The 23,226-nt window shown below is 52.9% G+C and carries 17 protein-coding genes; 9 read left to right on the top strand and 8 right to left on the bottom strand.

Annotated features, from left to right (window positions below):
• Nucleotides 1-6: 6 nt before the first annotated feature.
• Both B3M32_RS08520 and B3M32_RS08515 read right to left on the bottom strand, forming a co-directional pair.
• A complete protein-coding gene (locus B3M32_RS08520; RefSeq protein ID WP_290745391.1) occupies nucleotides 7-1,386 on the bottom strand; it encodes an MATE family efflux transporter in 1,380 nt (459 codons plus the stop codon).
• Nucleotides 1,387-1,471: 85 nt separating this feature from the next.
• On the bottom strand, nucleotides 1,472-1,639 hold the full coding sequence (locus B3M32_RS08515; protein WP_290745388.1) for a type II toxin-antitoxin system RelB/DinJ family antitoxin: 168 nt from the start codon (nucleotides 1,637-1,639) through the stop codon (nucleotides 1,472-1,474).
• A gap of 482 nt (nucleotides 1,640-2,121) precedes the next feature.
• On the opposite strand from B3M32_RS08515, the gene B3M32_RS08510 reads away from it, so the two are divergent.
• Nucleotides 2,122-2,793, top strand: a complete 672-nt coding sequence (locus B3M32_RS08510) for a hypothetical protein (protein WP_290745385.1) — start codon at nucleotides 2,122-2,124, stop codon at nucleotides 2,791-2,793.
• A gap of 83 nt (nucleotides 2,794-2,876) precedes the next feature.
• On the opposite strand, the gene B3M32_RS08505 is transcribed toward B3M32_RS08510, so the two are convergent.
• The 3 genes from B3M32_RS08505 to B3M32_RS08495 all read right to left on the bottom strand — a co-directional run bounded on the left by B3M32_RS08505 (nucleotide 2,877) and on the right by B3M32_RS08495 (nucleotide 6,766).
• Nucleotides 2,877-4,958 carry a hypothetical protein gene (locus tag B3M32_RS08505; RefSeq protein WP_290745381.1) on the bottom strand — a complete coding sequence of 694 codons (2,082 nt, stop codon included), beginning with the start codon at nucleotides 4,956-4,958 and terminating at the stop codon, nucleotides 2,877-2,879.
• A gap of 413 nt (nucleotides 4,959-5,371) precedes the next feature.
• The gene (locus tag B3M32_RS08500; RefSeq protein ID WP_290745377.1) at nucleotides 5,372-5,857 is read right to left on the bottom strand and encodes a hypothetical protein; all 486 of its coding nucleotides are present in this window, start codon (nucleotides 5,855-5,857) and stop codon (nucleotides 5,372-5,374) included.
• A gap of 78 nt (nucleotides 5,858-5,935) precedes the next feature.
• Nucleotides 5,936-6,766 (bottom strand): hypothetical protein, encoded by an 831-nt coding sequence (locus B3M32_RS08495; RefSeq protein WP_290745374.1) that lies wholly within the window; start codon nucleotides 6,764-6,766, stop codon nucleotides 5,936-5,938.
• Nucleotides 6,767-6,949: 183 nt separating this feature from the next.
• Between B3M32_RS08495 and B3M32_RS08490 the strand changes: the two genes are divergently transcribed.
• Nucleotides 6,950-7,852: a hypothetical protein gene (locus B3M32_RS08490; protein ID WP_290745371.1), complete on the top strand. Its 903-nt coding sequence runs from the start codon at nucleotides 6,950-6,952 to the stop codon at nucleotides 7,850-7,852.
• Here B3M32_RS08490 and B3M32_RS08485 read toward each other — a convergent pair whose 3' ends face one another.
• A complete protein-coding gene (locus B3M32_RS08485; RefSeq protein ID WP_290745368.1) occupies nucleotides 7,853-8,704 on the bottom strand; it encodes a GRP family sugar transporter in 852 nt (283 codons plus the stop codon).
• Nucleotide 8,705: 1 nt separating this feature from the next.
• Nucleotides 8,706-10,106, bottom strand: coding sequence for a tRNA uridine-5-carboxymethylaminomethyl(34) synthesis GTPase MnmE (gene mnmE, locus B3M32_RS08480; protein ID WP_290745365.1), 1,401 nt, complete (start codon nucleotides 10,104-10,106; stop codon nucleotides 8,706-8,708).
• 190 nt (nucleotides 10,107-10,296) lie between these two features.
• Between mnmE and B3M32_RS08475 the strand changes: the two genes are divergently transcribed.
• The 7 genes from B3M32_RS08475 (at nucleotide 10,297) to B3M32_RS08445 (ending at nucleotide 21,312) form a co-directional block, all read left to right on the top strand.
• A complete protein-coding gene (locus B3M32_RS08475; RefSeq protein WP_290745362.1) occupies nucleotides 10,297-11,271 on the top strand; it encodes an aldose 1-epimerase in 975 nt (324 codons plus the stop codon).
• A gap of 145 nt (nucleotides 11,272-11,416) precedes the next feature.
• Entirely contained in the window at nucleotides 11,417-13,720 is a 2,304-nt protein-coding gene (locus B3M32_RS08470; protein ID WP_290745359.1) for a glycosyl hydrolase, read from the top strand.
• Between the two features lie 210 nt (nucleotides 13,721-13,930).
• A complete protein-coding gene (locus tag B3M32_RS08465; protein WP_290745356.1) occupies nucleotides 13,931-15,817 on the top strand; it encodes a T9SS type A sorting domain-containing protein in 1,887 nt (628 codons plus the stop codon).
• A 151-nt stretch (nucleotides 15,818-15,968) separates the two neighbouring features.
• Nucleotides 15,969-17,867, top strand: a complete 1,899-nt coding sequence (locus tag B3M32_RS08460; protein WP_290745353.1) for a glycosyl hydrolase — start codon at nucleotides 15,969-15,971, stop codon at nucleotides 17,865-17,867.
• A 20-nt stretch (nucleotides 17,868-17,887) separates the two neighbouring features.
• Nucleotides 17,888-20,311: a DUF3536 domain-containing protein gene (locus tag B3M32_RS08455; protein ID WP_290745350.1), complete on the top strand. Its 2,424-nt coding sequence runs from the start codon at nucleotides 17,888-17,890 to the stop codon at nucleotides 20,309-20,311.
• Entirely contained in the window at nucleotides 20,304-20,834 is a 531-nt protein-coding gene (gene hpt / locus B3M32_RS08450; RefSeq protein WP_290745347.1) for a hypoxanthine phosphoribosyltransferase, read from the top strand. Before B3M32_RS08455 ends, hpt begins: the two co-directional genes overlap by 8 nt.
• A complete protein-coding gene (locus tag B3M32_RS08445; protein WP_290745344.1) occupies nucleotides 20,824-21,312 on the top strand; it encodes a hypothetical protein in 489 nt (162 codons plus the stop codon). Before hpt ends, B3M32_RS08445 begins: the two co-directional genes overlap by 11 nt.
• 3 nt (nucleotides 21,313-21,315) lie before the next feature.
• Here the strand turns inward: B3M32_RS08445 and B3M32_RS08440 are convergent, their stop codons facing one another.
• A complete protein-coding gene (locus B3M32_RS08440; RefSeq protein ID WP_290745341.1) occupies nucleotides 21,316-23,223 on the bottom strand; it encodes a CotH kinase family protein in 1,908 nt (635 codons plus the stop codon).
• Nucleotides 23,224-23,226: the final 3 nt, after the last annotated feature.

Raw genomic sequence — 23,226 nt, 5'->3', positions numbered from 1 at the left:
CCTAATTTACGGCATCCGCTTCATTTCGCGACGGGCCATGATCGTCGCGATAACGGCCGCACCGCAATCGGCAATGGGCTGGGCCATAAAAACGCCCTGCAATTCAAAAAAGCGCGGCATTATCAGCAAGAACGGTATCAACAGGATTATTTGGCGGCAGGCGTTAAAGAACATGGACTGCCACGGTTTTCCGATTCCCTGGAAGAAATTTCCCGAAACCATGCCCACCGGCACGAAAGGCAACATACAAAGGAATATACGCATTCCCCAGGACGCGAGTTTTTGCATATTCTCGTCATTGGGGGCAAAAGGCGCGACAAAAGTCTGCGTAAACGTCATGAGCAGCACCCACGACACCACGATAAAGCAGGTCGCATAAATCATAGTGAATTTGTACGCACTGCGCACCCGATCGTACTTCTTGGCACCGTAGTTGTAGCCGATAATCGGCTGCGAGCCGTTCACGAATCCCATGAGCGGGAGGATTATGATAGACACGACACTGTTGATTATACCGAAAGCCGAAATGGCCTGGTCCCCCCCCTGCATCCCGTTCACGACAGGCAGGCTACGACCGCCATAAGTGGTAAGGCTCCATGCGAGGATGGCATTCAGCAGGCTGTTACTTATCTGCATCACGCTCGGAGGGAGTCCCAGGACAAAAATCTTGCGCACGTAGGGCGCACGCAATTCCATATAACGGCGGTTAATCTTTACAGGGGTCGATTTCTTCAAGAAGAACTGCATCACGGCAAGGCCACCTATCAACTGGCTCGAGACCGTCGCCCACGCAGCCCCCTCGATGCCCCAGCCGAGCTTCATAATGAACAGCCAGTCGAGAATCACGTTGCTTCCGGCGCCAATCATCACACGGGTCATCGCCGTCTTCGGGTGGCCCATGCTGCGGATGAAATGGTTCATGCCGGGAACAATCGTCTGGAACACAGCACCCAACAAGATGATGCGCATGTAGCTCGAGGCCACGGGCAGCAACTGGTCGCTCGCGCCGAAGAGACGGAGCAGCGGAGCCATGAAAATCTGCCCCAACGTAAAGGAGCAGACCGCCATGATGATCAGCAGCACAAAGGAATTGTTCAGGATGATAGCCGCCTGCTCGTACTTCTTCTCGCCCAGGCGGATAGCAAACAGCGTATTGCCGCCAACACCCACAACCATGGACATCGCCATGATGAACAGCGCAATCGGGAAACAGATGGTAATACCGCCAATGCCAATGCTACCGACGCCCTGCCCCACGAAATAGCGGTCTACGATATTGTAGAGAGCCTCGACAAGCATGCTGATGATGGCAGGCACGGAAAACTGCAGGATAATCCTCGGAATTCCTGCAGACCCCATGGCATTCAATTTCTTGTTTTCCATCATAGCGGGGCCAAAGATAGAAAAAAGAGGCCGCAACAAAGCGACCTCTTGTTATCTTGAGGTGTAATTTTTTAATCCTGACGGGGCATCAGCGGTCGTCCTGAGAGCGTTTTACGTCAAACGGTAGCCGGTTTTCCTGTATCGTCATGCGTGCGAACATATTCACGGCGGCAGAAATGCTAATACCCACAGATTTACAAAAATCCGAAAACTTTTCTTTTGTTTCCTCATCCATCCGAACAGAAACAATACCCATAGTATACTCCTAGAGCAAGGCAAACACAAGTTCAATATTAACAAAATAATTACACATTGTTTTATTTTATATGTAAAATTTAGTTTATATAAGAAATAAAAATTATTTAAAAGCGCTCCGTTTTTGCAAAAAAGAGGCAAAACAGCCTTTTACGAACAGCCTAAATTGTAAAATTTATGGTTCAAACCCTGCCGTTTTCAAAGAATACTTTTCGTATCTAGCGTATTACACTTTTACTACAAATTAAAAGTGTATTACATACGTAATACATTAATTTTCATACAAAATAAAATCCTTTTATTGTAAACTGAAGCTAGGCCACCCTTTTATTTTTACATACAAGTTATCACAAACAAATTATAAACATTATATTCTCTTTTGATTTGATGTAGTATTTTCGTCTGTAGTACGTAATATTGCTCAAACACAAAACCTTAACCACTTCTCTAATAGGAGCATATAAAATGGAAAGAGTACGATGCATGACTCTGAAAAACAACGGCAACTTTGTCGCCCGCATCAAGATCAAAGGCACGCACACGAACGGCAAGACATATACCTACGAGCAGAGCGGCTATCACGATATTTGCAAGTATGCCGAAAGAACCGTAGACCTCGCCGACACCAATGGCAAGGTACAGCCCGGTGATGTCGTCACCATGTTCGCCTTCGTAAAGCTGGGCAAGGACAAGACCGCCAAGGAATCATTCGTTTACGCTCCGGATTCCATCCAGAATGCCAAATACTCCATCAAGGGAACAACGCTTAGCAACAGCCTGAAATTCGAAGGCATTATTGGCAAGGACCCGGTACAAGTTGCGCCGAAATTCCCCGAAGTCGGCAGTTTCAAGCTCATCAACAAGGGCAACTTTGTCGTCCGCATGCAGATTATCCACGCCGACCCCAACAGCGGCAAGACCGCCATTTACGAACCGTCGGGCTATCACGATATCTGCAAGTATGCTGAACGCACCATCGACCTGTCCAAGGTATCCGAAATCAAGAATGGTGAAATCGTGACCCTGCGCGCATTCGTCGTCTTGGGCAAGGATATCGAAGCCTCCGAAACCTACACCTTCAAGAAGGGTTCCGGCGTCATGGCCACATACGAAATCTCCGGTAACACCCTGACGCCGAAGATCAAGAAGGTCTAATTCAGAAAAAGCCATTTTTCTTTTTTTAGGGGAAGGCCTCCTGCCAAATGGCGGGAGGCCTTTTTGCAAAAGTAAATCAAGTCTTATAAAAATCTTCTTTCATCCGAACAGCATCGACACCTTGTAGAGAAATGCTGACTAAAGTTTTTCTTGTTTAGATCCTTATATTTCTCTGCGTATTTTGGACAATTTATTTGTATCATCTTTGCCAAGATAGTTCCCTTATCCTCAATAGCGATTTTGATTTTTTCATTCTTTTCCAATTTTCTAGCTATATTGGCAATCTTTTTAGATTTCGTATGTTCCGCAAATTGTTTTAGCGCCGTAATACGACCAGAAGGTGCCTGTTCAAACATTTTATCTTTATTCAAACATATTGTTATCTTATTCCCCTTCGGCAATTTGCGATAATGGCCACACGCGAGACGCCTTTTATTCGACATATGGCGAACTCCGTTTTCTAGATTCAAATACATAACCTGTTTGGCGAACAGCGTATAACCCGTTCGCTGCATAAACTTATAATTCAATTTTCCAAAACGCTTTCTCCAAGCATCGTTAACGAAAATTGTCTTTTGCTCATGCTGAACACGCTTATCAACACCGAACAACAACGAATAATACCCCTTGCTCGATGTAAGATAAATTTCTGAATGTCCCTCAGCAATTTGATCTTTAGTATACGCCTTACTTATAGAGCCAAGCGAATCACGACTTTTTACCGTCCCAAAGAACCAATAATCATCATTATCTTCTGATGAAGAATTTATATAAATTTTTTTATTTTCATTCGGATTCATTGAGAAAGACCAGTTCAGTTTATCCGTAGCCAAATTTTTTGTTTGGCCAGATTTCGCCTTTACTCGGCCAGTATTTTTGTTAAGACCATTAACTGATATTTCTGTATATATTTCCCCCTCATCGGTAACACTATCCGTACTATTATGAACTGTAATTTTTTTCGCAACGAAAGAAAACTCAGAAAAGCCTTCTTCCGACGTTTCAATTTTTTCGCCAACTTCGTCAAAAAAATGCATCACCAATCCAGCAGAGAACGAAATCGATGCCGGAATCAAATTACTCGCTATATCATTACAAGCGGAATCCGTCAAATCGCCGTCCCACTGTCGTTCCAAATCGTACGACCATATATCAGTCAATTCAAAATGTCTCCAATGATATGGTTTATCTTTACACGTTCCATCAACATCATCACTATCGTACTGCCGCGAAATGTACGCCAACTCCTTAAAATAATCGTAAAGCTTCCAATCTCTGTTATATGATGCAAGATCATTTTGATCAACGTTCCACGCCCCCGGCAAAGCTTTCTCATATTTATACTTATTACTTCCAGTCAACTTTGATAAATTGCCCTGAATAAGATTTCCTGTATAATATTCATACTGGTCATCATCCGTTCCCTTATCATTGTCGGTATCGATATGGATAAGACCATCCAAGCTCAATTTTTCAAGAAGGAATTTTATAAAATGGAGATTTATATGCGGGTCTCCATGCATGTGAGCCGGCGTTCCTACATCCGCCAACAAGTGAAGAGTCCGCCCAAGTTTAAGGTATGCATTTTCTTTATCACCTTTTTTATACTCTTTAATCAACGCGGCCCAATACTCTTCTGCTCTAGCAGGAGCCGATCTAAAGCTATCCAATACCAGAGAGCCGTCTTTACATATCGCAGTAATAGGCGCGCCTATAAGTTCTATTATTCCAGAAGTCAGCTCAGTAAAATATTCACCAAGTCCCTTCCCCCACAAAGTTTCTGCTATGACATCGCAGATATACGTGATATCAATAACAAGACCTTTATCTTTATTTAAACCATCATTCCAAAAGTGTTCAAGCCAATGTTGATAATCACCTGGTTCACACTGTTCAAAAGCCCACTTCACGAAAGGGTCCCTTATTTTGGGCTCACTAATCCCAGACTTAATTTTCGGCTTATCCTCTAAAAAAGCCCCTATCATGACAAGGTCAAGATATGTTTCTTGTTTCAAGCCATCAAGAACATCTTCGCCAATACCTAAATCTTCCTTCACTTTCTTCCAATTGTCTTGGTTTATTGGGGCATTTAAGAAATCCATAGCCATTTCGCCAAGCAATTGCGTAGCGGCCTTTACTATCACATAATGTACTCTCGTATTCAAAGCATTACTCCTTCGAGATTATTTGGGGTTTATGTTACACAACTTTTCGTAAGTTGTTTAAAACAAAATAATCACTTCAAAACAGCAACGTTTCTAGTAAACATACTTTTACTTTATTTGTAATTCATGCAACAAACAAAATAATACATTAGCCATACAAGTGTCATCTTCCTTTATTTTTACAAGGATATAGGACAAAAAACCGTTTCCCTTTTCACGCTAATGATTCTCCATTATTTGACAGGGCACTCAAAAAAAATTGTAAAAAAAGCAACGAATCATTGCACCATCCATCCAACACAAAAAAGCTACAGCGTACTAACGCCATAGCACATTATCCATATAGCATTTTTAGGCAATAAAAAAGTGTCGGACAACTCCGACACTTTCTTTTTCAAAATCAGAAAACTTTATTAGAAAATCTTCTTGGCAGAGACGATATCGCCCGCAGCCTCGTGGAACAGGATCAAAGAACCGCCGTCCACCTTCTTGAAGACTTCGGTCAGTTCCTTTACGAGCTTGCCTTCGTCGAATCCGATAGCATTCTTGGTGGATTCACCAATCACGATACCGAAATTCACCATGTTCGGAGAAGAGTAGCGGAGGTACTTGAGAAGTTCTTCCGCATTGTTCACGTGGTCGGTCGCAGTTTCGCGTTCCAGTTCCTGCGGGTCACGCGTGCTCACCGGGAACGGGAAAAGACCGTTGCTAGCCACGTGCTTCACGTTCAGGTACAGGGCGTTGCCCACCATGAGGCTGAGGGTGTCATCGAGCGTTTCACGCACTTCGATAAACACGTCGCAGTTGGCGGACATTTCCTGGATTTCAAGCTTGGACGGGCCGCAGGCCACCAGGGCCATGGAAACGAGTGCGGCGAAAGCAACGAAAAGCTTTTTCATTATTTACTCCTTGATGGTTCTGCCGCAATGCGGCGCTGGCTTTGAAAAAACAATATAAAAAAGATTTCGCGGGCGTCATCACCGCGAGAGGATACCGAGGGCCTTTTCCACGAGATCGGGAGACAAACGGAAAATCTCGCTCAACTTTTCGACGCGCAGGGACTCGTCGATACGCTCCATACGGCTCCCGTTCGCATCGCGGACCACCAAATTCCCCTTCTGGTAGTAATACTGGATTCCATGTTCGCGGTCCAGGCGGTTCAGCACCGGGTACGTCATCATCTCGCGGTAAAAGCTCTCGCTCCAGTGCTGTTTGAACTCCTCGACGCTTACGCCTTCGACCGGATATTCAAAGCGCAACTTCATCGGAGCGCCCGCACCGCCAGTCCACAGTTCCATGCGGTCCTCTGTCGGCCGCACCAAGCGCACGCAATTGGGAACCAGCGGGAAAAACGCCTCCCCCGTACCGAACGGCGGTTGCAGAGGAATCTGCAGCGGGTCAAAAATCAGGTAACCGGGATCGAAGAGGTATGAGCTATGAGCTATGAGGTCGCTCCCTTCGGTCGCTTTGAGGTATGGGGTGTTAGACGAGAGTGTGGCAGTGTCGAGGGAGACGTTCGGGAGGATGAGGGCGCAGTGAATGTTGCGTTCCTTGCGCTTGTGGCCCATCACGAGACGGGGATGCAATCCCATATCAGCAAAAGACTGGTACAGGTGCCATGTCATGCTGAAACACGTACCGCCGCCCATCCACGTATCGATATCGTTCCTGTCGCTATCATCGAGATTCCGTGCAGCGGTGGCGCTGCCCGTCGATTCCAGGCGTATGATTTTCGTGAGGTTCTCGTACGTCACGTTCGAGAGTTTGTCACACAGGTCGAGAATCTTTTGCCAGGTCGCGGGTTCCATAAGGGGAAAGATAGAAAATAGACGAGAAAGGAGTGCATTGAGTTTTGAACGATGAGCTATGGACTTTAGAAGGGACTAGTGGCTAGTAAACAGTAGACAGTAAATAGGGTCGCAATTATCAAGAAGTTTCTCTTCGCGATTCCTAACCACTATTTACTAACCACTATTTACTATATTCTACACATGCTCGGTATCGAACAGAAAAAAGGAAACGACGACCATCTCTGCGGACGCATGATCGCGTACGCGAAGATTCTACCATCACCCGACGCCCTCAGCGGGACGCCGTTTGACGACATGGTCAAAAACGGCCTCCTGACTCTCGAGGGAGATTTCCGCAACGCCCCGACCGGGCCAGAAATTCGCCGTTCCCTGAACAAGAGCGTCGATTCCAAGCTGAACAACCTTCTCGAATCCATGCAAGAAGAAGGAGTCGACATTCCCGAAAACCTGGATGTCGACGCCCTGCGCGAACGCCTCCACGAACTTTCGAACATGGAGGTTATCCCTATCCCGGCACGCATCGGCAATTTTGCATCCGAACAAGACATCTTGAACGAAGACGCCGACATTTATTACATCGGCGAATACATCGGACTGAACCAGGCGCATTTCTGCCTCACGACGCTGCCCATCTACTACCAAGCGCGTTACCGCGAACAGGCGAAGGCGGCCGAAATCAGCCTGCTGAACGAGATGCTTTCGCAGTTCGAATCCGGAACCGTCATGGACAACGACGACATCCAGAAGGATACCGAAGAACTCTTCCCCGCGGGGCTCACGCTCAACACGTTCATGGGCGACCTTGACAACCTGCTCAACGTGCGCGTCATCCCGTTCCTGCTCGCCTGCGAGAACGACAGCGATTACGAAACGCAAATTGCGCTGTTCTACAACTTCATGAAGGACTACCCTCAGCAAGAAGACATCTCGCGCGTGGACCACGCCATCCGCGAATTGCGCAAGCGCGGCGACAACCAGAGTGCACGAAAGCTGCTGGAACTGAGCTGCAAGAAAATCAATTCCATCTACAGCGAAGACACGAAGACGGCCGAAAAACTCGAGGCCGAAATCCAGACCATCTGATTACATCTTGGATAGCGTAAGCAAGGCCGCACCCGAAAGGATGACGACCGTCGATATGGCGAGCTTGATGCGCTCGTTGCGCGTCGCATATTCACCAAAAGCAAATACACCCCACAGCTGGTTCACCACCAGGTTGAGCTGCAACAGCGGGTAACCCACCGCATAGCCGAAGAGGCCGTCGTCGGCAATCGCCCAGAATATAGCGAGCGTACCGAGCATCCAGAGGACGCCCGCACCGAAGGCGAACAAGGACGGGACTAAGGGCATGTCGTAGCGCTTGCCGCGCTTGAGCGTAAGCACGATGAACAGCGCGACGCTACCGAGGCACACGCCCACCGAGAACGGGAACAGGAATTCCATGTCGCCGAGGTTGCTGAGCTTGTAGGGAATCAGGTACGAACCGAATACCGCACCCGAAAGGAGCGAGCGCCAGTTCTTCCAGAGGTGCTGCACCTTCCCCGCAGGAATCCAGATGCCCACGAGCATGCAGATGATGGCGGGAATCGAGAAATAGAGGAGCGTATGCTCGGCAAACAGCGTGACACCCGTAATGAACGAAAGCAGGATGCTCACGCTCATGGACCGGAGCCCCGTGCCAGCAAGGTCGGCCTCGGCCTGCACCGCCCAGAAACAGAGCCCGCCGCCCAGAACCCAGAGGCATCCGCAGAGGATACCTACCGGCTGCAAGTTGAACTGCCCCGTGACGCTGGCAATAACCGCCGAGCAGAACAGCGCGCCGACAGCCATCACGGCGAGGAACGCCCACGAAGAATAGTTCGGGTATTTCTTGAGCGGGATCATGTACGTCCCGAAAGCGAAGACGCCCGTCAGGACGCCGATAATGCTGAGCATGCTACTTTCCAATGCAGAACCCCGCGAATATGGATTGTAAAATGTCTTCGGACGAAATTTCGCCCGTTATACTCTGGAGGGCGCGGCGCACCACCTGCATCTCGAAGGCGAGCAGCTCCACCGCCGGATTGTTCCTGAGCAGGTCGAGGGTGCGGTCAATTCCCGCCAGGGCGTCTTCGAGGCAAGCCTTTTCGCGCTCGCTCGTAATCCAGAAGTCCTCGGAATTCTCGACATTCTTGAACAAGGCCGCGTTCATAATATTCTTGAGTTCGGCGAGGCCCTCGCCCGTCTTGGACGAAACGCGAAGAGCATCGGTCGTAGGCATCGCGCTCGAGGCATTGGTCTCAAACGTCATGGCGGCCCCGGAGCCGCCATCTGGCAAGCCTCCACCCGTCAAGTCGCTCTTGGAATAAACGACAAAATCGGGGGCGATGACCGAGGGCACGCCCTTTTCGCAGCCCCTTCTCTCGTCTGAACAGTCCACCACCAGAATCTTCAAGTCCGCTTCCTCGAGAATCTCCCTGCTCTTTTCCATGCTGAGGGCGTCGAGTTCATCGGTCGCACGTTCCGCAATTCCCGCGGTATCGACAAGGCGGATTTCGCCACCATCCAAAAACAACCGCACTTCCACAAAGTCACGCGTCGTGCCCGGCACATTGCTCACAAGCACGCGGTCTTCGCCCAGCAACGCATTCACCAGGCTCGACTTGCCCGCATTCGGCGCACCGTAGAGCACAGCCAGCGGAAGCCTGCCGAGCGACGCCTTGTTATGGAAGCTGTTCAAAACCTGCTGGATGGATTCGCGGACAGAAACGAATCGCGCCTCCCAGCCCGCAAAATCCGGGTCGGCCTCTTCTTCGGCAAAATCTACGTCCAGTTCCAAGCGGGCCGAGATGTCCTTCACCTGCGCGGCGAGCGTCGCAACCTTTTTGGAAAGAGCACCCGAAAGCAGGCGATGCGCATTTTCCAGCTCCGCGCGGTTCGCGCTGTGAATCACGTCGGCAACGGATTCCGCCTGCGTCAAGTCCATCTTGCCGTTCAAAAAAGCGCGGCGCGTAAACTCGCCCGGTTCGGCAAGGCGCACGCCATCGATGCTACGAATCGCCTGCAGCAGGTCGCGCACGATAAGCGGGTTCCCGTGCGGGTAGAGTTCCAGCACATCTTCGCCGGTGTAAGAATTCGGGCCTTCGAAAAACAGGTACAAAAGGCTGTCGATAACCTTGCCCGTCTGCGGGTCACGCGCAGTCCCGAGACTCGCCTTGCGCGCCTCCAAACTAGCCGCGGCACGTTCCCCGAAAAGCAACTTTGCCACATCGCGAACCCTGGAACCACTCACACGGAGGGCCGCCACGGCACTTACGCCGGCGGGGGTCATCGGGGCTACAATCGTCAGGGAATCCATGCGCGAGAATATAGCAAATGCGGAGCCACCTCCGCGGCAGTTCCTAATTCCAATAGGAGTTACTAGTGTCGCAGATTTCAAGGAACTTCTTGATATAAGATAATCTAGTAACTAATAACTGCACCGCAGGTGCCCCAATCTAGTAACTAGTAACTATTGACTAATAACTCCTTTTGCTATCTTGCCTTCCATGAGCAACTTCTCGATCATTTCCCGCCCGCTGGGCACCGTCGAACGCCATATCCTTAAGCGCGATGACGGCGCCGAATTCGAAATCATGAGCGGCTACGGCGGCGGCCTCAATGCCTGGCGCATTCCCGTAACCGCAAGCAACTCGCCCGCAAGCAGGCCCCTCGACCTCCTGTTCGGCTACCGCGACGGCGACGACGTATTCAAGATGGGACCCGACACGAATGCGGGCTGCAGGCTTTGCCCCTTCCCCGGACGGACCGCCTACGCGCAGTTCACCTGGAACGGCAGCACATACAAACTAATCAACAACGTGAGCTGGGCCCCGCACGCCCTGCACGGATTCCTCCAGAACCAGGAATGGAAACTCGAAAGCTTCGAGAGCGACAGCGAAAAATGTACCGCTGTCTTCACCTGCGACTGGCCGGGCGCATTCGCGGGATTCCCGTTCCCCTACCGCGCCACGAATACCGTCACCTTCACAGGCGAAAGCGTCCACGTTGTCTCGAGCGTCAAGAACATCGGCAATACGGACATGCCCTATTCCGAAGGCTGGCACCCGTACTTCTCGCTCGGCGAAAAGATTGACGGCCTCACCATGACGCTCCCACGCACGAACCTTGCCCTGCTCGACAAGGCCGATCTCCCCACCGGCAACTTCAAGGAAGACACGCGCTTCGTGGGCGGCCGCAAGATCGGTGACGAGTTCATCAACGACTGTTTCTGCCTCGCCGACCAGGGCGGAGAAGCACATGCGCAGCTCGAAAGCGAACGCTTCGCCCTCGACATCTGGCAAAAGGCAGGCAACGAGCAGTACAACGCCATCCAGATATACACGCCGCCCGACCGCATGAGCATCGCCATCGAGCCCATGACATCGGAACCCGACGCGCTGAACCATCACCGCGGCCTCATCGTCATAGCCCCAGGCGAAACCCGAACGTTCGAATTCGGCTTCCGCTTCTGTGCGAAATAACACATCGGTGCTATTTAACGTAGTTTTTGCGTAGATTAAACCGCTTTTCGTTGCGAAATCCCCAACGAATTGTTCAACGGCGCGCTGTTTTTTCGATGTAACGGCATTTATTTAAGGTATTTTCCATAGAAAACAGGAGTTATCTATGGGATATTTGAAGAAAATCTTGGCAATCGGCCTCGCTACCGCCACAGCCTCCTTTGCCGCCAAGTACGAAGCCGAAACGGCCACCCTGTCGGGCACTGCCGAAAAAGTCACCAACGAAAACGCCTCGGGCGGCGCCTACGTCGACCAGAAAGAAGGCGATATCGAATTCAGCGTCACCGCTGAAGCCGCAGGCAAGTTCCTGCTCACCATCCACTATAAGGCAGGCGACTTCAAATCGAACTATATCACTGTCAACGGCGACCAGGTCGGGCAAATCGACTTCAACGCAGCCTCAACCTTCACCGACATTTCGACCATCGTGACGCTCAAGGCGGGCGCGAACACCGTCGGCATCAAAAAATTCTGGGGTTGGATCAGCGTAGACTACATCGATCTTGAGCCTTACACTTCCAAGCCTTTCGCCCTCTGCAACACCCCGATTACTCCGAATGCTACACCGGAAGCCGTCAAGCTATATAACTTCCTCGTGAACAACTTCGGCAAAAAAACAATCAGCGGCATCATGACCGGCGACATGGAAGGATATGACGCCAGCAAGGAAGTCACGACGCACCCCGATGTTCAAGACATCTACACGCGCAGCGGCAAGTACCCAGCACTTGTCGGCGTAGACTTCCTCTTTGCAAACGGTCCCAACGCGACCAACAGCTGGAACAAGGGCTACACCGAAAAGGCAATTGCGCTTGCCAAGGATCTCTGGAACAAAGGCGGCATCCCAGCGTTCACCTGGCACTGGAAGGATCCTTCCGATTCCGTTGACGCCTTCTATGCAAACCAGAATGCCGCAGGCGAGGGCAAGGATTACACGACCTTCGACTTCACCCAAGCTTTCATGACGGGCACTACCACCTGGGATACGCTCTCTGCCGCCTACAAGGGAATCATTGCGGATATCGACGACATCGCCAACTACTTCCTCGCCCTACAAAGCGAAAATGTCGCAGCCATCTTCCGTCCGCTCCACGAAGCAGGCGGAACCTGGTTCTGGTGGAGTACGCATACGGGAAAACAGCTTGCCGCCCTGTACCGCCTCGTCTACGAACGAATGGTTTTCACCAAGGGCGTCAAGAACCTAGTCTGGGTATTCAACCCGAGTTCGACATCCCTCACCGACTGGAATCCGGGCGAAACCTACTACGATGTCCTCTCCATCGACATCTACAACGACGACAATGTTCACTCCAGCAACTCGGCCGCCTTTGACGATTTCAAAACCAAGTGGGGCTTATCCAAGGTCCTCGCCCTCAGCGAGAACGGTCCCATTCCCGACGTGAACAACATGCATACCGACGAATCCGTATGGAGCTGGTGGATGCCCTGGTACAGCACTTGGGGAGGCAAGTGGCCCGGACAGACCAAGAACGAAGTCTGGAAAAGCAACATGGAAGACGAGCGCATCATTACCCTCGACAAGATGCCTGGCTGGGCTTCTTACAGCGAAGCGAATTCCGGAACGGGAACATGCCAAGTCGCCAAGGCGACATCTACTTTCAATGGCGACCCCGAAAAAGCTGCCGGCAACAAGAAAGAAGACAAGATGGTCGTCACCTACGCCCTCGGAAAAGACGGCGCCCTCATCAACACAACGAAACTTCCCGACCTCACCAAGGCAAAGACTCTTTCCGTCGACATCTCCGTGGACGGAACCGGCGCAGCCGAAGGCGGCGTATGGATTGGGCTCGCATTCGTGCGCAATGGCATGGCCGACAGCGCCTGGACCTGGGAGCAATCGCCTAGCGACGGTTGCTGGATGGAAGAAGATGGCGGTTCCAAGACCTGCACCTTCGACATCACGCTCTACAAGGACGATGCGGGCACAGAGCACCCCATTGATCTCGACAATCTCTTCTCGCTCGTATTCGTCGCAAGCGCCGAAGGATTCAACGGCACCGTAACATTCGACAACCTCATTGCCGACGATGGCACCGTCGTGACCACGTTCGATGACGCAAAAAGTCTCTTCAGCGTTTCCGAAGGCAGCGAAAAGACCGTCAAGAGCATCAAACTCGAAAGCGAAGGAACAAACGCAATCAAGACCGTAGCCGGCTCTGCCGCCAAGTTCGGCATCCAGGGCAACATGGTTTCACTTTCTACCGCGAAGGCGGGTATGGTATCGGTCGACGTATTCGGCATGAACGGCAAGAAGGTCGCCACGCTCTACAAGGGCAACCTTGCTGCGGGCAGCTACGCCTTCAGCCTCGCCGACATGCCCAAGGGCCGCTACATCGTGCGCGTGAAGGGCGCGGGTATTGCCGCTACCAAGCCGATTCTCGTCAAGTAAAGCTTTTTTTCTCCTGAAATCAAAGCCTTGCAGGTATCACACCTGCGGGGCTTTTTTGTCTATGGGCCGCAGGTTCAGCTTTTCGCGCTCGTCCGGTGTGGACAAATTCAGTGGTTTTTGTCAACACCCCGGGGCGAAAAATGTCCTTTTTGCGCCAGCGATTTATAGTTTTCGGGTAAACGCCTCCGGAGGGGGCGTTTCGAGGAGTTTATGAAAAAATTGAGTTTTGCGGCTCTTTGCGGGGCCTTTTTGCTCGGTGGAACTACTTTTGCGGCCCCGGGCCTCACGGTGAGCGGCACCGACCTGCTCTATAACGGCAAGAAAATCTTCTTTTCGGGCACGAACCTCGCCTGGAGCGACTACAATTCCGACGTGGGGGCTTCCCCGCTGAACGAGAACGCCTGGCGCAAAGCCGTGGAGGGAACGCGCGCCGCGGGCGGTAACGCTATCCGCTGGTGGCTTTTCAACAACATGAGCCAGAGCCCCGAAATCGACCAGACGACGCACCTGGTTTCGGGCCTCAAGGAAAACACCATCAACAACATGAAGAAGGCTTTGGACATCGCCGAGGAATACGGCGTGATGGTCTCGATGTGCCTCTTCAGCCACAACCTGATGGAACCCAACCAGTGGGGACTTTACGACGAAAAGCTCGACATCACCGCGAACACGAACCTGTTCGAGGACGAGGGCACGCAGGCGTTTATCGACAACGCGCTTATACCGGTGGTGAAGGCGATTGGCAACCACAAGGCGCTCATGACCTGGGAAGTTTTCAACGAGCCCGAGGGCATGACGAGCGAATGCAGCGGCTGGACCACCAAGAAGATGGCGCTTTCCAAAATCCAGGCTTTTACGAACAAGGTAGCAGCGGCCATCCACACCGAAAACCCGGAGTTGCTCGTTTCTACCGGTAGCGTGAACATCCAGTATCAAAAACACTGGAACGACGCGGCCCTCGTGGCGGCAGGCGGCAAGGCGAACGGCACGCTCGACTTTTTCCAGACGCACTATTACCCATACTGGCAAAACGATGCCGTGAGCCCGTTCGTGAATACGGCAGCCCAGATGGCGAGCACGTACGGTTACGACAGCAAGCCGATGATTATCGGCGAGTTCCCCGCAAGCGGCTGGAAGGGCGACACCTACACGGCGAGCATGGCGGCAAAGACCCAGATTTCGACCGAGGAATGCTACCGCAAGGCGTTTGACGGCGGCTACGCGGGCGCTCTCGCTTGGCAGTATATTGGCGACAAGACCGAATCGAACTTTGGCGGTTACACCTACACGATTGACCCGGCGCTCAAGGCTATGACGGCGCTTGCCGCAACGGAAGAGGCGAGCATCAAGATAAAGGATGTAGCAATCAGCCAGGAAGGCGGCGACGGCAAGATGTCGGTGACCTACGGTGGCGACAATGCGCAGATTGAATACCAGAAGACGTGGGACCTGAGCAAGGCCAGCACGTTCACGTTCGAGGTGACGAACAAGGGCGCGAGCGACGCCCAACTGCACCTGATTTTCAAACTGACGGATGCTTGGACCTGGACTCCGGTGAACGACGATGCCGGCGCATGCGTTGTGCCCGCGGGCGAATCGACGGTATGTTCCTTCGATATCTCCAGCTTTACTGACCGCAACAAGACCTTGAGCGTCGTGATTGCGAACTATGCCGCTGGCTTCACCGGCACGCTCCTTTACGACAACTTCAAGGCGGGCGACCAGGTTCTCTGGGACTTCAACGAAGACAAGTACGATGCCTTTAGCCGCGGTTTCGAGAACACCGAAGAGATGATTCCCGAAATCAAGATCGTGTTCGGCGAAGGCTCCATCGGGATAAACCCGCGCGTGGCAGCAGTCAAGTCGGGCGCTTCCCTCGGTATTGCCGGCAATACGATTTCGCTTGTCACCGCGAAGGCGGGCGACGTGAGCGTGGACGTTTACGGCATGAACGGCAGGCGCATCGCCACCCTCTTCCACGGCACGCTCGCGCAGGGCAGCTACGCATTCAGCCTCGAGAACATGCCCAAGGGAATGTACATCGTGCGCGTGAAGGGTACTGGCATCACCGCGACGCAACCCGCGCTTGTAAAATAAAGGATTTCTGACTCCTCGCCCCTGCAGGTTAACGCCTGCGGGGGTTTTTGAGATTGTGCGCTACACAACAGGTTTTCTTTCTTTTTTCTTGTAATCGTTCAATCGGGTCTTTTTTAGGATATATTTAAAGCATAAAATGTATGGAGTGTTTATGGAATTCAGGTCTTTCGCGGCAATGGCCGCTTTCTCCGTGGCGGTATCCGCTTTTGCCGCCCCCACAGTCTACGAAGCCGAAGATCAACCGGGCGTAAATGCCGGCGACGTCTCGGCAGATTCCACCGGAGCGAAGTTCGTGACGAAATCCTCCGGGACCGAATTCACCTTCACGATCAAGGTCGATGAAACCGCGATGTACGACATCACGACCAAGGTGCTCATCAAGCAGTACGACTGGACGACCTCCAAGATTCTCGTGAACGGTGTCGAGGCGGGCTCGATGCTCACTACCCCGCGCAACTGCGATTCTAGCTACGTGGTGGCGGCATCCGCCAAGATGCGTACCGGCGAGAACACGATTACCGTAGGGAACGGTGCCATCGGCGTGGACTACATAACCGTGGAACGCCATCCCGACCCCGTTTTCAATATCAGCGCACTGCCCGTAACGCCTAATGCGAGCGAAAGCGCCAAGAAGGTCAAGACATTCCTCCGCGACAACTTCATGAAGAAGACGGTGAGCGGCATGATGATTAGCGACCAGAACTTCAACTACGACTACGGAAACATGAAACTTTTGAAGGCGGGCGAATGCACCCCGGCGGATTCCTGCAAGTTCAGCGATGAAGAAGTTTCGTGGAAGGGCCAGACCGACATTGCCGAATTCTACAAGCGCAGCGGGCACTACCCGGCCGTGGGCGGGTTCGACATGCTCTTTGCCGCGGGCGGGCATCACGAAGAAGGCTGGTTCCGGGGCTATACCGAGAACAACCTCGTGATGACCGAGCAACTGTGGGAAATGGGCGGCATCCCGACATTCACGTGGCACTGGAAAGTCGGAGAAGACACGATTTTCTACACGCAGCAGGAAGGCTACAGGAATGCGGGCTGCACCGAAGGCGTCACGAAGACGGCCGACAACAACACCTGCTTTAACTACACGAAGGCCTTCAAGGATTCCACCTGCAAGGAGATTGACGCAACTTCGCAGGTTTACAAGGACATCGTCGCCGACGTGGACATTGTCTCGGGCTACTTCAAGGAACTCGAAGAAAAGGGAATCGCCGTCGTGTGGCGCCCCCTGCACGAGGCCAGCGGTGGCTGGTTCTGGTGGGGCGTGGGTAGCCCCGAGTGCTACGTGCAACTTTACCGCCTCGTGTTCGACCGCATGGTGAATACAAATAAACTCACAAACCTCATCTGGGTATGGAACATCAATACCGATCCGAAATTCGGTTACGACTACAGCGCTCTCAATGCGGAATGGTACCCGGGTGACGAATACGTGGACATTGTCGCGGTCGATATCTACGATCCGCTCAACAACCACAATTCCGCCGCGAACTACTTCAATAAGATCGTGAGCGACGTGGGTACCAAGAAACTCATCGCCCTGAGCGAAAACGGAGCTATTCCGGATATCGACAGCATCGCCGAAGACAAGGCCTATTGGAGTTACTGGATGACCTGGAGTCAGACGTGGAGCGGAAACTTCCTCGAAAAGACTCCTACCGACATGTGGAAAAGGAACCTCGACGACGAACGCATCATTGCACTTGACGACATGCCCGGCTGGGGCAACGTCGTCGCCGACACCAGCAGCGAGGGTGCCATTGTCGCCCCGACCGCAATTCCTGTTGCAAGGCACACGGGCGTTTCGGATAAACTAAATATCCGCTTGAGCGGGACCACGCTCGAGATAAACGTGAGCGGCAGTACATCCGCAAGCATCGCGCTGTTCGACATGCTCGGACACAAGGTCGCAATGCTTGTCCAGGGCAACGTACCCGAGGGTTCCACGCAGTTCGACCTGCAGGGAATCGCAAGCGGGAACTACGTCGTTCGCGCTAGGATAGGCGGCGCAAATTACGCCCAGAAAATCCGCGTGAAGTAAAGTTTTCTATCTTTTGGGGTATGGACAAGAAGCACCCCCTCTACTTTACTATTCACGGTCATTTTTACCAGCCGCCGCGCGAAAATCCCTGGACTGGCGTTATCGAAAACCAGCCCAGCGCCCGCCCGAACCATGACTGGAACGACCGTATTGCAAGCCAGTGCTACAGTCCGAATGCCGCCAGCCGTATCCTGAACGAACACGGCCGCATCGTAGATATCGTAAACAACTACGAGTACATGAGTTTCAACATGGGTCCAACCCTGATGGGATGGATCCGCACAAACACGCCGGATACCTACCGCCGCATCCAGGAAGCCGACAGGCGGAGCATGGAACGGCTGAACGGCCACGGCAACGCCATCGCCCAGGTGTACAACCACATCATCATGCCGCTTGCAAGTGAGCAGGACAAGCGTACGCAAATCCGCTGGGGTATCGAAGACTTCAAGTTCCATTTCGGACGCATGCCCGAGGCGATGTGGCTCGCCGAAACCGCCATCAATTTCGAGACCGTCGTAGAGCTCATCAAGGCGGGCATCAAGTTTACCATCCTTTCGCCCACGCAGGCCGACAGTTTCCGCAAGTTCGGCGACGAGGAATGGACAGGATGTTCCAACACCGACATTGACACGACACGCCCCTATCGCGTCTACCCACGCGACAAGGACGGCAACCTCGTCTGCGATGGTTATCTCGACGTATTCTTCTACAACCCGTGGCTTTCTTCTGCGGTAGGTTTCGAACACCTGTTGCGTAACGCCGATACCTTCGGCGGACGCATCCGTGACGCCTGGGACAAGAACCGCAAGGAACCGCAGCTCGTGAGCATCGGTACCGATGGCGAGAGCTACGGCCACCACGAACCCTTCGGCGATATGTGCGCGGCCTGGCTCTACAACCGCTATGCCCCCGACCACGACATGGTTCCCGTAAACTACGGATGGTACCTGGAACAGTTCCCCCCGCAGCACGAGGTTTTGCTCAAGAACTTCCACGGCGAAGGATGCGCCTGGAGCTGTGCCCACGGCGTAGGCCGCTGGTACCGCGACTGCGGCTGTTCGACCGGCGGTGGCCCGAACTGGAACCAGAAATGGCGCGGTCCGCTCCGCGAAGCCTTCAACATCCTGAAAAAGCGCGCCGACGACGTGTTCGTCCGCGAATTCGAAAAGCTTTCTGACGTAGATCCGTGGGACGCCCGCAACAACTACGTCCAGGCACTGGTCGCCCCCGAAGACGAATCGCGCATCCAGGATTTCCTCGCCAGGACGGTAAAGGACCCTACCGACGCCGACATGTGCGCCAAGGCCATCCGTCTCCTCGAAATCCAGAAGTTCTGCCTGTTCAGCTACACGAGCTGCGGCTGGTTCTTCAACGATATCGAAGGGCTTGAACCGGTGCAGAACATGCGCTACGCATTGCGTGCCATGGAACTTCTGGAACCCTTCCTGCCCTATGGCAACCACCTCAAAAGCGAATTCATCAGCACGCTCGCCTGCGCTACCAGTAACGAACACAAGCTGAACGGTGCCGAAGTCTTTACCCGTTTCGCCGAAGAACAGGTTCCTGTCATCGTAAAGGAAATGGCGGAACAGGCGGCCATTTTCCACCTGGGCCTGGAAGGCGACAACGAAAAGAGCAAGAAGATTACCGCCACCAAGATCGCCTCGCGCCGGCGCCAGACTCTCGTGCGCACGGAATACTACGACAAGTTCATCGACGAGCGCCGCATTGCCACGGTTCTCGCCATCACGGACGCCCTCGGCCGCATCAACCTGGTCGTTGCCGACGGCGAAAACGAACAGAACGGGCTCAAGTTCGTCGAGAACCCGAACCTGGGCACCACGGAACTGCAGGCACTCAACCCCACGGCATACGTGGTGCGCATGCGTGACCTCATGAGCGATTCGCTCAAGCGCATCAACCAGCTCACGGCGCAAATGCACCTCACGGAAATCACCGAGTCGTTCTCGAGTTTCGCCCTCAACCACGGCATCTCCATCGACAACCTGGCCGATCCGGACCACACCTTGCCGGACACCATGAGGAAGATCCTCTCGCTGGAAATCAACGCCCGCATCCATCACGACGCCCTAAAGCTTTTGGAAGGTACCGACGACAAGCTCATCGCCGAAATCAAGGACCTGATGAACGAAGCCAACCGCCTCGAAACCAAGCCGAGTTTCGGCGGTACCGGCAGGATGTTCTTCAAGAAGCTGAAGGCGCTCATCGACACGGTTTCCCAAAACTACGACGAAGCTACGGTCAAGTACATCACGGACCTCATTACCGTTGCCGACTGGCTCCAGCTCGGCATCGACAAGACGTCGCTTGAAAACCGCGTCTTCGCCATCTATACCGAATTCCTGAAAGAACCGCAGGGCAAGCTTTCTGCCCTCAAGCCCATGTTCGGCTGGCTGAACTTCGAGGTAGATAATGTATAAACTATCCGAAAAGCCCCTCATCGGCAGGCAACAGATCGAAGAGCGCCTGGACAGCCTCGCCAAGGAATTGCGTAAGGAGGATTTCGACTATATCGTCTCGACGCTTACGGGCGGATTCATGCTTACCGCAGATATCTGCCGGCGCATCGCCAGCCAGAAACTGAAGGTGGCCTTTATCAAGGCGTCCAGCTACGGTAACGGCACGGAATCCTCCGGAAACGTAAAGCTTTCCGGACTAGAATCTATCGACATCACGGGCAAGAACGTACTCGTCATCGACGACATTCTTGATTCCGGACGCACCATGCTCGGCATTACGGCAGCCTTGCGCGACCTCGGGCCGAACAAGGTCAAGACATGTGTACTTCTCGACAAGCCCGCACGCCGGGCCGTCGAAATACAGGCCGACTTCGTCGGTTTTTCCATCGAGAACGAATTTGTCGTAGGCTACGGACTGGACTACGCAAACGAGTTCCGCACCTATCCTGAAATATGGACCGTGAGGGAGACAAATGGCCAATAACGATCTAGACGACGTCAGGCTCCACGCCACCCAGGCGTTCGAAGCCGTAGAGCGCAGCTACAACAAGATTAGCCGCCGCAACCGCTTTTTCATCAAGGCGGGTTTCTGCATCGCCTTCTTCATCGGCGGGTTCGTCACGAGCAGCGTCATGAACAACGTCCCGACGGAAGGCGTCATCGAAAAAATCGCCGCACAGCCCGACCTGAAAAACAGGTGCAAGGGCCGTTACGACCGGCCGATGGAATACGCCATCATGCACGAATGCATTTTCGCGAAGGGCATCCCCGGAAACGAAGCGAAGCTGGTCCAGAGAATCAACTACTGCACCTGCGCCCTGCAGAGCGTGCAGAACAAGAAGCCCTACCAGAAGATGTTCGAAAACAACCTCGTGGACTTCACCTTCAAGATTCGCGAAGAAGACCTCTGTCAAGACGACAAGATCATTCCCACTCTCGACGACGAGGATTCCAAGAAATAATCTTTACTTGAATGTTGCCTGATAGGTAGTTTTTCCTGTCGGGATGACAACGCGCGGGTTATCCGTCGAGCCGTCTTCCCACTGGACGAATACGCCTCCGGACGATTCCGCCGTCAGCACGATCGGGTAGCCCTTAAAGAACATTCCCTGATAATTTGCGGGCAAGCGCGCCCCTTCCACGGCGACATAGCCAGGTCCTTGGGCATTGACGGACACTGACACGTCTTCGCCCAGCTCGAACCTCTTGCGGAATTCGGCACGTACGCCAGCATCGCGTGAATAGGCCCATATCTTGAGGCAGTATCCGTCCGTTTCAAAACCATTTCCGCACGTGTTGCTATACCAGTAATCGTCACGGGGGAACACGTTGATGTCCCTGGCAATATCGCTGACGGGCATTGTCGCAACCATAGCGTCGGTATGGGCCGCGACCTGGTTCGAATTGACATACAGTGAATAAAGGACACATGCGCGGTTTATGAAAATCCTCTGGAACACGCGGCTCTGTATGAGCTTCACGAACAGGTTGTGGAAGCAAAGCGCGTTAGTCGAGTTCCTGCAGCTACTGGTGCCGCCACCGGCAATCCAGTCAAACATGTTCGTCTGCCTCGAGAAACCGGACACGTTCCATGTCCAGTCAAAGCCATGGTCGATATCAAAGGCGACAAAACGCCAGGGCTGCGTCGCCGTATGCCAGGCGCGCACATTGTTGTTGGGCCAGTCCCCGTTATGGAAATAGATTTCCGCAGCCATATAATCGGCATAGTTTTGCAGGTCGAGCATCCTGGAAATCTTTTCCAGGGCATCTCCCGCAAGGTCGCTAAAATCGCTAGCCGCGGCGAAATTGAGCATTTCTTCGTACGAAGCCGAAGAACCGTTCGCCACCTTGATAGTCTTGTCCGTATGCTTGATAAAATCGACTTCCTTGGAATCGATGCCGTAGTTCGTTTCCACAAAATGCTCGTTCAGCTTTTCGCGCATGTCGTGAATGCCGTAATACGTACCGTTGTAGAAAACCACCACCTGGCGGCTACGCTGGTAGTCCACGGTAGTGCCTTCCAGCAGGCTTACAGCCATCGGGTCTTCGATATAATCGCTAACGAAACGGTTGCCGTTGTTGCGCAAGATGAACGCCTTGAACTTTTTCGCTTCCGGACGCGTTTCGAAGAGCGGATACTTGAGCCGGCCATCTTGATACTCCTTGCGCATCACGACAGAGACTGATTTTTTGACCTGGTTGCGGCTCCAGCCGCCCATAATCGAGATCCCTGCATCGATCTCGAAAGCCTTCTGCTTGGAGCCGCTCCCATCCGCAAAGTATTCCACGTGCACAGGGAACTCCACGTCGTCCCAGAAAGCGGCGCTCTTGCATGGATCCGGCTTGCACGGCGACGCGGCGACATAGTTGCTGAAAAATACAGGCGGCACGGACAACGCCACTACCGGCATGGAAACATTTTCTCCGATGAAATACGTCTCGGTCTGCTTCGCCACGATTTTCGAATCCAGGAACTCGTAGCAGCGGACAACCGTATTCTTCTGGAGCACCTGCGCATACGACGCCGGCGCCGCAATTTCTTTCGGCTCTGAACCATCCATGGTGCAACTGACGATTCCACCCTGCGTCGCATGCGGTTCGTCAAGCGTCAACGTGCTGTAAAAGCCTGCAGGCGGCAAGCCGAGCGACTCGAGAAGCACGGAAGACGACGAAGCTTTTGCCGAAGACAACATTCCCGACGAAGAGGAAATCGACGAGGACAAGGCCGAAGAATTTTCCGACGAAGAATTTTCCGAAGAGGAATACGCAGACGAAGACATGTCTTCTTCCATAAACATATCTGCTACATATTCGCCGGAACATGCCCAAAAACAGAGCATTCCCAAAAACACCAGTGACAACAAGCGCATCATGGT

Source organism: Fibrobacter sp. UBA4309 (assembly GCF_002395745.1).
GTDB lineage: Bacteria > Fibrobacterota > Fibrobacteria > Fibrobacterales > Fibrobacteraceae > Fibrobacter.
The sequence above is the reverse complement of the archived record's forward strand: the minus strand, read 5'-3'. Positions and strand labels throughout refer to the sequence as shown.

Excerpts from the sequence above, each read along its gene's own strand:
- B3M32_RS08520 (WP_290745391.1), bottom strand. The coding sequence starts at position 1,386 with ATGATGGAAAACAAGAAATTGAATGCCATGGGGTCTGCAGGAATTCCG.
- B3M32_RS08515 (WP_290745388.1), bottom strand. The coding sequence starts at position 1,639 with ATGGGTATTGTTTCTGTTCGGATGGATGAGGAAACAAAAGAAAAGTTT.
- B3M32_RS08510 (WP_290745385.1), top strand. The coding sequence starts at position 2,122 with ATGACTCTGAAAAACAACGGCAACTTTGTCGCCCGCATCAAGATCAAA.
- B3M32_RS08500 (WP_290745377.1), bottom strand. The coding sequence starts at position 5,857 with ATGAAAAAGCTTTTCGTTGCTTTCGCCGCACTCGTTTCCATGGCCCTG.
- B3M32_RS08495 (WP_290745374.1), bottom strand. The coding sequence starts at position 6,766 with ATGGAACCCGCGACCTGGCAAAAGATTCTCGACCTGTGTGACAAACTC.
- B3M32_RS08490 (WP_290745371.1), top strand. The coding sequence starts at position 6,950 with ATGCTCGGTATCGAACAGAAAAAAGGAAACGACGACCATCTCTGCGGA.
- B3M32_RS08485 (WP_290745368.1), bottom strand. The coding sequence starts at position 8,704 with ATGCTCAGCATTATCGGCGTCCTGACGGGCGTCTTCGCTTTCGGGACG.
- mnmE (WP_290745365.1), bottom strand. The coding sequence starts at position 10,106 with ATGGATTCCCTGACGATTGTAGCCCCGATGACCCCCGCCGGCGTAAGT.
- B3M32_RS08475 (WP_290745362.1), top strand. The coding sequence starts at position 10,297 with ATGAGCAACTTCTCGATCATTTCCCGCCCGCTGGGCACCGTCGAACGC.
- B3M32_RS08470 (WP_290745359.1), top strand. The coding sequence starts at position 11,417 with ATGGGATATTTGAAGAAAATCTTGGCAATCGGCCTCGCTACCGCCACA.
- B3M32_RS08465 (WP_290745356.1), top strand. The coding sequence starts at position 13,931 with ATGAAAAAATTGAGTTTTGCGGCTCTTTGCGGGGCCTTTTTGCTCGGT.
- B3M32_RS08460 (WP_290745353.1), top strand. The coding sequence starts at position 15,969 with ATGGAATTCAGGTCTTTCGCGGCAATGGCCGCTTTCTCCGTGGCGGTA.
- B3M32_RS08455 (WP_290745350.1), top strand. The coding sequence starts at position 17,888 with ATGGACAAGAAGCACCCCCTCTACTTTACTATTCACGGTCATTTTTAC.
- hpt (WP_290745347.1), top strand. The coding sequence starts at position 20,304 with ATGTATAAACTATCCGAAAAGCCCCTCATCGGCAGGCAACAGATCGAA.
- B3M32_RS08445 (WP_290745344.1), top strand. The coding sequence starts at position 20,824 with ATGGCCAATAACGATCTAGACGACGTCAGGCTCCACGCCACCCAGGCG.
- B3M32_RS08440 (WP_290745341.1), bottom strand. The coding sequence starts at position 23,223 with ATGATGCGCTTGTTGTCACTGGTGTTTTTGGGAATGCTCTGTTTTTGG.